Origin of the sequence: Pseudomonas sp. MM227, from assembly GCF_947090715.1 — a bacterium.
Classification (GTDB): Bacteria; Pseudomonadota; Gammaproteobacteria; order Pseudomonadales; family Pseudomonadaceae; genus Aquipseudomonas; species Aquipseudomonas baltica.
In genome coordinates this window covers 224,829-236,202 of the sequence record NZ_OX352319.1, presented here as the reverse complement: position 1 = coordinate 236,202, position 11,374 = coordinate 224,829, and the positions used below count along the sequence as shown (strand labels likewise).

The window sequence follows — 11,374 nt, the reverse complement described above, 5'->3', positions numbered from 1 at the left end:
AAAACCAGTTTAATGCGCCCCGTTGCCCAGATAGCTCAGTCGGTAGAGCAGGGGATTGAAAATCCCCGTGTCGGCGGTTCGATTCCGTCTCTGGGCACCACTAATACCGAGAAACCCCTGAATCGAAAGATTCAGGGGTTTTTTATTGGGCGGGATTTGGGGGCGAGGCACGCACATCTTTTTGCAGATCAATCTGCGGTGCAGACACTCGATCGGTCTGGGTGCGGCTTACGCCTACATACGCTGTTACTTATCAACGCGGGTAACGCCTGTACCTTCCTCGACTCTGGGCTATCTTGATTCCCGTATGGCCTTACCTCTCGAAAGACACCGGGAGCCCCCTCGATCAACGGATTGATCGGCAGTGAGAACAAGGAGTCACTATGCGTTTCGATGGCACATTCGAAGAGCTCAAATCACAGCTCGAAAGCATTTTGCCTGCAGGCGAATGGCGGGTGATCAACGACAATCAATGTCAGTTCAAGACCCTGGGCAAGGGCATTCTCAATTGGTACCCCTCTACCGGAACCCTCCACTTCCAGGGCAAGCCGCATGCAGCGGCAAAACTGCAGGAAATGGTCGGCCCTCTACTCGACAGCCAGTACGGCAGCTCATCCATCCCATCCCTGGGTGCAGCGCAGATGGTTGCGGAACTCTCCGAGGTTCCCCCATCAGATACGTCCTACTTCATCGACGACACCTATTCAGACTCCGAACTCATCATCGGCCTGGTCGGCACCATCGGCACTGATCTGCCTGAGGTCTCGAAGCTGATCGGTGACAGGCTCAAGATCTTCGGCTATGAAACCAGCTGCATCAAAATCTCGACGGATGTCATCGCCAGCATTGGCTGTCCGGCCCAGACCACCAGTGAATATGAGCGCATCAGCAGCTACATGGAAGAAGGCAACCGGCTGCGCAAGGACAGCCAGGACAATGCCATCCTGGCCCTTGGCGCGGCGGCCCAGATCAACAAGCTGCGCAGCGAGTCCGCCCCCATGCGCCGCCGGGCGTTCATCATCAACTCGCTGAAAAGTCCTGCCGAGGTCGAACGCCTGCGCAAAATCTACTCCGATGGTTTTTTCCTGGTCGGTGTCCATGCGGACTCGGCGCGGCGTCACGAGTACCTCGTCAAAGATCGCTCGATGACCGAACAGCAGGCTTCCCGACTGATCGAGCGCGACGCGGACGAACGCGACGAGCATGGGCAGCACACGCGCAACACCTATCACCTTTCGGACTTCTTCATCGACTACGACGGCAACTCGGACGCGCTCAAGAAGCAGACCTGGCGAATCCTCGATCTATTGTTCGGGCGTCCCTACATCACGCCCACGTTCGATGAGTACGCCATGTTCATGGCATTTTCCGCATCGCTGCGTTCGGCCGATCTCTCGCGCCAGGTCGGCGCCGTGCTGACCAAAGACCGCTGCATCGTCGCCACCGGCGCCAATGACGTGCCCAAGGCACACGGCGGGCTCTATTGGCCTGAAAAAGACCCGGAAAGCCATGGCATCGTCGACACGCCGGATGGACGCGACTACATGCGCGGTCTGGACTCCAATGCCTCGCACAAAAAGCTCATCGTCGACGAAATCCTTGCGGTGATTCCTGCGCAGTACCAGGAGGAACTGGCGCCCTTGATCAAGAAAAGCAGAATCAAGGACATCACTGAATACGGTCGCGTGGTGCATGCCGAGATGGAAGCACTGCTTTCCAGTGCCCGTTCAGGCACTTCCTGCGCGGGGAGCGATCTCTACTGTACGACGTTCCCCTGCCACAACTGCGCCAAGCATATCGTGGCGGCAGGTATCAAACGAGTCGTGTATGTAGAGCCCTATCCGAAAAGCAAGGCGTTGGAATTCCACTCGGATTCGATCTCACTGACGAAAAACCACACCAATGTCGTTTTCGAACCATTCATAGGGGTTGGTCCTCGCAGCTTCTTCAATTTGTTTTCCACCAACCTCGGTAGCGGCTACCCTGTCGCTCGCAAGAATGAAGATGGCGAAGTCGTGGAATGGAAAGAGGGCGACGCGAAACTGCGAACCCAGATGCACCCCTGGTCTTATGTAGACCGGGAATCGACCGCGGCGAGCCTGCTGTCCAGCTACTTGGAGAACAAATGACATGACCAGTAAAAAACAGGCGTTTCTCGACCATCTCTCTGCGTGCCGCCAGACGGTTGCGCAGTGGCCTCAGTGGAAGCAGGATTTTTTCAAACCTGTTGCAGCCGCCCAGATACAGACCGCCAAAGCGAAGCAGCCGGACAACCGACCCTCCTGATGCAGTGCACCGGGCTGGGTTGCTCCTGGCGCGGCAGTCGCAGAAACAACAAAGGCCGCTGTCGTCACCGACAGCGGCCTTTGCGTTCAAGCGGTCGAAGCGATCAGCGACCGAGCGCCACGCGTGAGTTACCCGCCTTGCGGCGGCTGGAGACAATCAGCCCGGCGACGACCACCGCGATGGCCAGGCCACCGGTGGCGAGAATTTCCACGCGGTGGTCTTCGCGCAGGGCCATGGTGGTGAGCACCGCGACGATGAACAGGATCACCAGGTAGGTGAGGCCGGGGAACAGCCACATCTTGAAGTCGATCTTCTCACCGGCCAACTCGCGCTTGCGGCGCATGCGCAGTTGCGACACGGCGATCACCAGGTACACCAGCAGCGCGATGGCGCCAGAGGTAGCCAGCAGGAAGTCGAACACCGCCGCTGGGGCGACGTAGTTGGCGATCACGGCCACGAACGCGGCCGCGGTGGACATCAGCACGGCCACCGACGGGGTACCGGACTTCGAGGTTTTCTGCGCGGCAGCAGGCGCGTCGCCGCGCTTGCTGAGGGAGAACAGCATGCGCGACGCGGTATACAGCGCCGAGTTCAGGCAGCTGGTCACGGCAACCAATACCACGATGTCAACGATCAGCTTGGCGTTGGGGATACCGATCAGCTCGAGAACGGTCTGATACGAGCCCAGCTCCGCCAGACGCGGGTCGTTCCACGGCACTAGAGCCACTACCAGGAAAATCGAAACCAGGTAGAACAGGAATATCCGCCAGATCACCGAGTTGGTGGCCTTGGAGATCTGCTGACCTGGGTTCTTCGATTCGGCGGCGGCGATGGTGACGATCTCAGTGCCCATGAACGAGAACATGGTAGTCAGCATGGCGGCGACGACGGCACCCAGCCCGTTGGGCATGAAGCCCATGGTGTCGGTGAGGTGGCTGACACCACTGACCTGGCTGTTGGGCATGAAGCCGAACACGGCGCCCAGGCCAACGACGATGAAGGCAATGATTGCCAGCACCTTGATCAGCGCGAACCAGAATTCGAATTCACCGTAGTTCTTCACGCTGAACAGGTTGGTCACCGTCAGCACCAGGGTGATCAACAATGCGAACACCCAATGCGACACGCCAGGAATCCAGGCATGCAGGATCGAGGCGGCGGCGTTGGCTTCCAGCGGAATCACCAGCACCCAGAACCACCAGTACAACCAGCCGATGGAAAAACCGGCCCAGTGACCGATGGCACGGTCGGCGTAGGTGGAAAACGACCCAGTGTCCGGCGAGGCAACGGCCATTTCACCGAGCATGCGCATGACCAGCACCACCAGGCTGCCGGCAGCAGCATAGGCCAGTAGCACAGCAGGGCCAGCAGCGGCGATGGCGTGCCCGGAACCTACGAACAGGCCGGCACCAATGACACCGGCGATCGACAACATAGTTACATGACGCGGCTTGAGTCCCTGAGCGAGACCTGTGGAATTCTGCGTACTCATAAAACTACCTTTGCGAAGAATAGCGTTCTGTCCGGCGGTGATCGCGAGCCTTGTGCAAAGTCCGCTACACCCCGTTCCTTATCTTTTACGCAAAAATTGCGCCAAATTGTACCAAGGTATATCCTGCCGCCCTGAAACGGACCTCTCGGCTATTCGTGCCAACAGATTGAATCTGTTGAGGTTTGCTTTGCGAGCTGAGACGCATTACCGAACTACTCAGCGTGGGGCGATATGCCGCACCAAAAAACGACGTCGGTAACACCTTCGCACAAAAACAGTGCAACCTAAAGGCGCAACTTTTGCATGGGCACTGCGTGGCTCAGGTGCAACTTCGTGCGACCTGCCTCTTATCGCGTTGCCACATTCAAGCCGCATTCGCGCTTTCCTCCACTGGGCAAAACTGGCAACATCGCGCCTTTTTTATCGCGCCCTGCCCGTTCGACGTTCCTGCTGCTGTGCCTTCGCACATCGCGCCAGGCAGATCGGACACAAGCTGCAAGTCCAGCCTCGCCATCCGCGCTATGCTAGCTTTGCGCTTCGCTGTTCACTTTGGTGACGGCAGGCCGCACCCGCCTATATGAGGACCGCACATGGCTCAGGCCACGCCCGCTCTGGAAATCCGTAACCTGCACAAGCGCTACGGTGCACTGGACGTGCTCAAGGGCATATCGCTGGCCGCCAATGACGGCGCGGTGATTTCCATCCTCGGTTCGTCCGGCTCCGGCAAGTCGACCCTGCTGCGCTGCATCAACCTGCTGGAAAACCCCCATCAGGGCGAGATCCTGGTGGCCGGTGAAGCACTCAAGCTCAAGGCCGCTCGCAACGGCGAGCTGATCGCCGCCGACAGCCGCCAGATCAACCGGCTGCGCAGCCAGATCGGTTTCGTCTTCCAGAACTTCAACCTGTGGCCGCACATGAGCGTGCTCGACAACATCATCGAGGCACCGCGCCGCGTGCTGGGGCAAAGCCGCGCCGAAGCGATCGAAGTGGCCGAGGCGCTGCTGGCCAAGGTGGGTATCGCCGACAAGCGCCACGCCTATCCGAACGAGCTTTCCGGCGGCCAGCAACAACGTGCAGCGATTGCCCGCACCCTGGCCATGCAGCCCAAGGTTATTCTGTTCGACGAACCGACCTCGGCGCTGGATCCGGAAATGGTCCAGGAGGTACTCGCGGTTATTCGCAACCTGGCCGAAGAAGGCCGTACCATGCTGCTGGTAACACACGAGATGGGCTTTGCCCGGCAGGTCTCCAGCGAGGTGGTGTTTCTGCATCAAGGTCTGGTGGAAGAGCAGGGTACGCCCGAGCAAGTATTCGACAACCCCTTGTCGGCGCGCTGCAGGCAGTTCATGTCCAGCAACCGCTAACGGAGCAATAACAATATGAGCATGAAGAAAATCTTCCTGGCGGTTGCCGCCACACTGCTGGTCAACGGCGCCGCCATGGCTGCCGAAAAACTGAAAATGGGCGTGGAAGCGGCCTACCCACCGTTCAACAACAAGGACACCAGCGGCCAGGTCGTAGGCTTCGACGTCGACATCGGCAAGGCCCTGTGCGCCAAGATGGAAGTGGAGTGCGAAATCGTCACCTCCGACTGGGACGGCATCATTCCCGCACTGCAGTCGCAGAAGTTCGACTTCCTGGTGTCGTCGATGTCGATCACCCCCGAGCGCTCGGAAGTGGTCGACTTCACCAACCCCTACTACAGCAACAAGCTGCAGTTCATTGCCAAGAAGGGCGATGACTTCAAGACCGACGGCGACAGCCTCAAGGGCAAAGTCATCGGCGCCCAGCGCGCGACCCTGTCCGGCACCTGGCTGGAAGACAAGTACGGCATGGATGTCGACCTCAAGCTGTACGACACCTCCGAAAACGCCTTTCTCGACCTGAGCAGCGGCCGCCTCGACGCCATCCTGGCCGACAAGTACGCCAGCTACGATTGGCTCAAGAGCGACGCCGGCAAGAATTTCGAATTCAAGGGTGACGCGGTCGAGCAAAGCGACAAGATCGGCATTGCCGTGCGCAAGGGCGATGCCCTGCGCGACAAGCTGAATGCCGCGCTGCAGGAAATCATTGCCGACGGTACCTACAAGAAGATCAACGACAAGTACTTCCCTTTCAGCATCCTCTGACAGCCCGGCGGGCGTTGGCCTACATGGCCGATGCCCGCCCCTGAACAAGCCTGCCCATGAACATCGATCTCTATGGCTTCGGCCCTGCGCTTGTCGCAGGCGCGCTGATGACCGTCAAATTGGCCCTCAGCGCCCTGTGCCTGGGGCTGCTGCTGGGCCTCGCCGGTGCCCTGGCGAAAACCTCCGCCAACCGCCCCCTGCAATGGCTCGGCGGTTTCTACTCGACGCTGGTGCGCGGCATTCCCGAACTGCTGTGGGTGTTGCTGATCTACTTCGGCACCGTCAACGGCCTGCGCAGCATCGGCCTGACGCTGGGCGTCGGCAGCCTGGAACTCAGCCCCTTCGCCGCCGGCGTCATCGCCTTGGGTCTGTGCTTCGGCGCCTACGCCACTGAAGTGTTCCGCGGCGCCATCCTGGCCATCCCCAAGGGCCACCGCGAAGCCGGCCTGGCCCTGGGCCTGAGCACGTCGCGCATCTTCATTCGCCTGGTGCTGCCGCAGATGTGGCGCATCGCCCTGCCGGGGCTGGGTAATCTGTTTCTGATTCTGATGAAGGACACCGCCCTGGTGTCCGTCATCAGCCTGGAAGAGATCATGCGCAACGCGCAGAACGCGGTCACCGTCAGCAAACAACCGTTCACCTTCTATATGGTTGCCGCCCTGATGTACCTGAGCCTCACCGTGGTCGCCATGGTTGCCCTGCACTTCATGGAGAAACGCGCCTCGCGCGGCTTCGCGAGGGCCTCGCAATGAACTGGGAAGTGATCATCAAGTGGCTGCCGCGGCTGATGCAAGGCGCCACCCTGACCCTCGAGCTGGTGGCCATCGCGGTACTCGCCGGGCTTATCCTGGCCATCCCGCTGGGCATCGCCCGCACCTCGAAGAAGTGGTACATCAGCGGCCTGCCCTACGCCTACATCTTCTTCTTTCGCGGCACCCCGCTGCTGGTGCAGCTGTTTCTGGTGTACTACGGGCTGGCGCAGTTCGACGCGGTGCGCGAGAGCAGCCTGTGGCCGTACCTGCGCAGCCCGTTCTGGTGCGCCGCCGGGACCATGACCCTGCACACCGCCGCCTATATCGCAGAAATCCTGCGCGGGGCGCTGCAAGCCATACCCAAGGGCGAGATCGAAGCCGCTCGCGCCCTCGGCATGTCCCGCAGCAAAGCCCTGCTGCACATCATGCTGCCACGCGCCGCGCGCATCGGCCTGCCGGCCTATAGCAACGAAGTGATCTTGATGCTCAAGGCCAGCTCGCTGGCCAGCACCGTCACCCTGCTGGAACTCACCGGCATGGCCCGCACGATTATCGCCCGCACCTACCTGCCGGTGGAAATCTTCTTCGCCGCTGGCATGTTCTACCTGGCCATGTCGTTCGTGCTGGTGCAGGGCTTCAAACTGCTCGAGCGCTGGCTGCGCGTGGACGCGTGCCAGGGCCGCTGACCCTGCAAGGCGACCAGCTGCGTGAGCGCTTTCACGCACTGGACGCCTTTCTGGCTGCCCACGTCGACCTATGGCGGCCCAAGCCCTTCACCCAATTGACCTTACCTTGGGAAGCGAAACTTCCCGAGCTCGCCACCTGGCTGCGCGCCCGCACCCTGGCCGAAGCCGAAGCTGTGCATAACTCGCTGCTGGACCTGGACGCTCCGGCGCCCTTTCCTGCCTTAGCCCAGCAGGCGCATGCGCTGGCCGCGGTAGGTCCGCTGCCGACCAGTTTTTTGCCCACTGCGCGCCATCGGCTGAACGTCGATGTACCCGGCCGCAAATGGCAACAGATCGAAGCCTTCGCTGCCGCCCTGCCGTTCGCAGCGTCCGCCAGCCACTGGCTGGACTGGTGCGCCGGCAAAGGCCACCTCGGCCGACGACTGCTGCGCGACGGCCAGCAACTCACCTGCCTGGAACACGACCCGGCACTGGTGACCAGCGGCGCCCAACTCAGCACCCATCACGCCTTGCCCGCACAGCACCAACTGCAAGACGTCATGGCCGACGACTTGCATCTGCCAGCCTCCAGCACACCCGTCGCCCTGCACGCCTGCGGCGACCTGCACGTCCAGCTCATGCACTGCGCCACCCAGGCAGGCTGCCAACACCTGGCCTTCGCACCCTGTTGCTACAACCGCACTCACGGCGCCTATCGCCAACTGTGCGCCGAACCCTCGGCCCTCTCCCTGACCCTCGAAGACCTCGGCCTGCCCCTGGAAGCTACCGTCACCGCCGGCGCCCGCGTGCGCCGACAGCGTGACCACTCCATGGCCCGCCGCCTGGCCTTCGACCTGCTGCAGCGCGAACAACGCGGCATCGACCACTACTTGCCCTGCCCCTCCCTGCCCGCCGCCTGGCTGGACAAACCCTTCGCCGACTACTGCCGCGACCTTGCAGCTCTGCAGAACGTACCTATCGGGCATGGCGTGGACTTCGTCGAGCTTGAAGCACGCGGCTGGCAACGACTTGCCCAAGTCCGCAACCTGGAACTGCTACGCGGCCTGTTTCGCAAGCCCTTGGAACTGTGGCTGGTGCTCGACCGCGCCCTGTACCTGCAAGAGCGCCAGTACACCGCACAGGTCGGCACCTTCTGCCCGGAAACCCTGACCCCACGCAATCTGATGATCATCGCCAACCGCCTCTGAAGCGTGCGCAACCTGTGGATAACTCTGTGGATAGAAATGTCGCGCGGCGCCCCGGGTCGACGTTTGAACGCCAGACTGATGATCAGTCATTTTTCGTTCATGTCCGATTCGCCAGCGAAAACAGTAGCTTGCGAACGATGTCATCAAACCGACCCAAACGCCGAGCGGTTGCCGAGGTTGGCACGCCAAATGTGCATAAGCACTGGAGGGTTAAGAGCTAAAGGCGAAGAAATTATGCCGCAGGGGGGTTTACTCGGCCGATCGAATGGCTATAATCAGCGCCCTCACTTGCCGGTATAGCTCAGATGGTAGAGCAACTGACTTGTAATCAGTAGGTCCCGGGTTCGATTCCTGGTGCCGGCACCATAGTTTGACGAGAAAGGCTCACCGCAAGGTGGGCCTTTTTTGTTTGTGTTTTTGGTCGGCGGTCCGCTCATGCGCACAACCCCTGTAGGAGCGGCCAGTGGCCGGGGACTGTCAGATTTTTTGTGTGCGGGGCGTTAACGGCCTGCCGCCAGGCAGGCCGTGCTTTTACCAGGTCGGCCTGATAAATCGATCTCCGTACAGAATCGCGAATTGATTCATCGCACTCTTCCAATCATGGGCCGCTGAGCCCCAGTTTGCCGTGATGTTGCGTAGCCCAAGCCAGATCAGTTTCGTCGCCGCATCATCGGTCGGGAAGTGGCCGCGGGTCTTGATGATCTTGCGCAGCTGAGCGTTGATGCTCTCGATGGCGTTGGTCGTGTAGATCACTTTTCGGATCGCTGGCGGGAAAACAAAGAACGGAATCACTCGATCCCAAGCCCGACGCCAAGCCGCCACTACTGTTGGATACTGCTTGCCCCATGGCCCGTTTTCAAACGCATCGAGGGCTTGCTCAGCCGCTTCAGCGGTGACCGCCTGATAGATCGGTTTGAGCGCTTTCGCCAGTTCGCGACGTTTATCCCAAGCCGCGTAATCAAGGCTGTTGCGGATCAAATGAACGATACAGGTCTGCAATGTCGTATTCGGGAACACGGCTCCAAGGGCTTCCGCCATGCCTTTGAGGCCATCGGTGACGGCAATTAGTACGTCTTCGACGCCGCGTGTCTTGAGGTCGTTAAAAACCTTCATCCAGAACTTCGCGCCTTCGGTATTTTCTATCCAGATGCCGAGGATATCGCGCGTTCCGTCGGGCAAAACGCCTAAGGCCAAGTAGATCGCCTTGTTGCGAACTAGCCCTTCTTCACGGATCTTGACCCGCAGGGCATCGAAGAAAATCACCGGATACATCGGCTCTAGAGGCCGCTGCTGCCATGCGCCGATCTCGGCCATGACCTCGTCGGTTACCGAGCTAATGAAGTCGGGCGAAACGTCCGTACCGTACTGCTCGGAGAGGAATGCACGGATTTCTCTGACCGTCATTCTACGGGCATACATGGCGATGATCTTGTCGTCAAAACCGGTATAACGGCGCTCGTGTTTGGGGATCAGGATGGGCGCGAAACTGCCGTCCCGGTCGCGCGGAATATCCAGTCGGATGGGGCCATCTCCGGTCAGAACCGTCTTGCCACTTTTGCCATTGCGCTGGTTGGTCTCATCCTCGGGGCGCTGCGCGCCCGGCGGATAGCCCAGGTGATGGCCGAGTTCGGCACCCAGAGCTCGCTCGATCAAAGCCTTCTTGAACGCCGCAGAGGCGTCCTCGATGGCTTCCGCGGTCATCATCCCTTCGCTGAACTGCTCAAGCAGTTCTTTTGGGATTTTCGGTAGCTTCCGTAACTCGGGTTTCTTTTTGATTGGCATACATGCACCTCTTACTCATGTTATGCCCGAACACAAAATTTCTGACACCCCCGAGGCTTACTTCAAGTACCCTTCCTTACCCCACCCCCAACCTCCCCAACCACGCCTCATACCTCCCCGGCCACTCCCCACTCGCCGTCCCTCTCCTCCCCAACCCAAACCCATGCCCACCTGTCGCATACCGATGCATCTCCACAGCCACCCCGCGCTGCTCACAGGCCGCAGCCATGATCAGCGTATTGTGCGGATCAACCACCGAGTCATCCTCCGCCTGCACCAAGAACTCAGGGGGTGTGCTGCCAGTCACGCGGTTCTGCACAGACCACTCAGCCTCTTCTTGCGCCGATGCATCTGGCCCCACCAATACCTTGTGGGTCGAGGTATATGTATAAGGCCGCTCCAACGTAATGGGCGGATAGATCAACGCCGCCCCCTCAGCGACGGCGGGTATCGAATCGATGCTGTCCTGCGCGGCATACGTCTGAGAATCGCCCAGCGTTGCGGTCATGCCCATCAGATGCCCACCCGCTGAGAAGCCCAGCAGGGTCACATGCTTTTCGCGGCTGCGAACGATGCGCAGCGCGCGTTGCGCATCTTGCAGCGCGACGATGTTGCCGGCGTTCCAGCCTTCGCTCGGCAAGCGGTAGGCCAGCACATAGGCGGTATACCCGCGCTCGGTCAGCCACTGCGCCAAGGGCCATCCCTCGATGCCCAGTTCGATTCGTTTATAGCCCCCGCCAGCAGCGACGATCACGGCTTTTCCACTGGGCGTGGCGGGTTTGAAGATCTGCAGGTATGGGCGGGTGACGTTGCTCAGAGAGCCATGGGATGTGAGGGTGTTGTCTCCCGACGGTCCGCCTCCGCCTGGCGGTACGCCGCTCCACAGCTCGACTGTTTCGCTATTGGCCGGTGGATCATTGGCCTGAGCGGCGGCCAGTTTCAACATCAGCATGGCAGAGCCGGCGCCCAGGATGAAATTGCGGCGATTCATGAAAGCTCACTCGGTCGGTGGACGAGAATTTCTGACGCACCCTAGTATCTTGTTGGGTGCTTCAGGAAA

Annotated in this window: 10 protein-coding genes and 2 tRNA genes; 9 read left to right on the top strand and 3 right to left on the bottom strand. The window is 60.2% G+C overall.

Going from position 1 to position 11,374, the window contains the following annotated elements; genetic code table 11:
- Nucleotides 1-24: 24 nt before the first annotated feature.
- The 3 genes from ONG87_RS01040 to ONG87_RS01030 all read left to right on the top strand — a co-directional run bounded on the left by ONG87_RS01040 (nt 25) and on the right by ONG87_RS01030 (nt 2,286).
- Nucleotides 25-100 (top strand) — tRNA-Phe (locus ONG87_RS01040).
- A gap of 283 nt (nt 101-383) precedes the next feature.
- A complete protein-coding gene (locus tag ONG87_RS01035) occupies nt 384-2,129 on the top strand; it encodes an anti-phage dCTP deaminase (RefSeq protein WP_122480570.1) in 1,746 nt (581 codons plus the stop codon).
- A gap of 1 nt (nt 2,130) precedes the next feature.
- Nucleotides 2,131-2,286 carry a hypothetical protein gene (locus ONG87_RS01030; RefSeq protein WP_163007701.1) on the top strand — a complete coding sequence of 52 codons (156 nt, stop codon included), beginning with the start codon at nt 2,131-2,133 and terminating at the stop codon, nt 2,284-2,286.
- Between the two features lie 103 nt (nt 2,287-2,389).
- Here the strand turns inward: ONG87_RS01030 and gabP are convergent, their stop codons facing one another.
- Nucleotides 2,390-3,778: a GABA permease gene (gene gabP / locus ONG87_RS01025; protein ID WP_185794872.1), complete on the bottom strand. Its 1,389-nt coding sequence runs from the start codon at nt 3,776-3,778 to the stop codon at nt 2,390-2,392.
- Nucleotides 3,779-4,368: 590 nt separating this feature from the next.
- Between gabP and ONG87_RS01020 the strand changes: the two genes are divergently transcribed.
- From ONG87_RS01020 to ONG87_RS00995, 6 genes are all read left to right on the top strand, one after another.
- Nucleotides 4,369-5,142: an ABC transporter ATP-binding protein gene (locus tag ONG87_RS01020; RefSeq protein ID WP_122714459.1), complete on the top strand. Its 774-nt coding sequence runs from the start codon at nt 4,369-4,371 to the stop codon at nt 5,140-5,142.
- Nucleotides 5,143-5,157: 15 nt separating this feature from the next.
- On the top strand, nt 5,158-5,907 hold the full coding sequence (locus tag ONG87_RS01015; RefSeq protein ID WP_122480573.1) for an ABC transporter substrate-binding protein: 750 nt from the start codon (nt 5,158-5,160) through the stop codon (nt 5,905-5,907).
- Nucleotides 5,908-5,963: 56 nt separating this feature from the next.
- Nucleotides 5,964-6,659, top strand: a complete 696-nt coding sequence (locus ONG87_RS01010; protein ID WP_264382058.1) for an ABC transporter permease — start codon at nt 5,964-5,966, stop codon at nt 6,657-6,659.
- A complete protein-coding gene (locus ONG87_RS01005; protein ID WP_122480575.1) occupies nt 6,656-7,345 on the top strand; it encodes an ABC transporter permease in 690 nt (229 codons plus the stop codon). Before ONG87_RS01010 ends, ONG87_RS01005 begins: the two co-directional genes overlap by 4 nt.
- Nucleotides 7,330-8,532: an SAM-dependent methyltransferase gene (locus ONG87_RS01000; RefSeq protein ID WP_264382057.1), complete on the top strand. Its 1,203-nt coding sequence runs from the start codon at nt 7,330-7,332 to the stop codon at nt 8,530-8,532. The genes ONG87_RS01005 and ONG87_RS01000 overlap by 16 nt, the downstream gene beginning before the upstream one ends.
- A 290-nt stretch (nt 8,533-8,822) precedes the next feature.
- A tRNA-Thr gene (locus ONG87_RS00995) sits at nt 8,823-8,898 on the top strand.
- A 165-nt stretch (nt 8,899-9,063) separates the two neighbouring features.
- On the opposite strand, the gene ONG87_RS00990 is transcribed toward ONG87_RS00995, so the two are convergent.
- Together ONG87_RS00990 and ONG87_RS00985 are read right to left on the bottom strand one after the other, a co-directional pair.
- A complete protein-coding gene (locus ONG87_RS00990) occupies nt 9,064-10,314 on the bottom strand; it encodes an IS256 family transposase (protein ID WP_264382056.1) in 1,251 nt (416 codons plus the stop codon).
- Between the two features lie 76 nt (nt 10,315-10,390).
- Complete coding sequence (locus ONG87_RS00985) at nt 10,391-11,305, bottom strand: alpha/beta hydrolase (protein ID WP_264382055.1); 915 nt, start codon at nt 11,303-11,305, stop codon at nt 10,391-10,393.
- Nucleotides 11,306-11,374 lie beyond the last annotated feature (69 nt).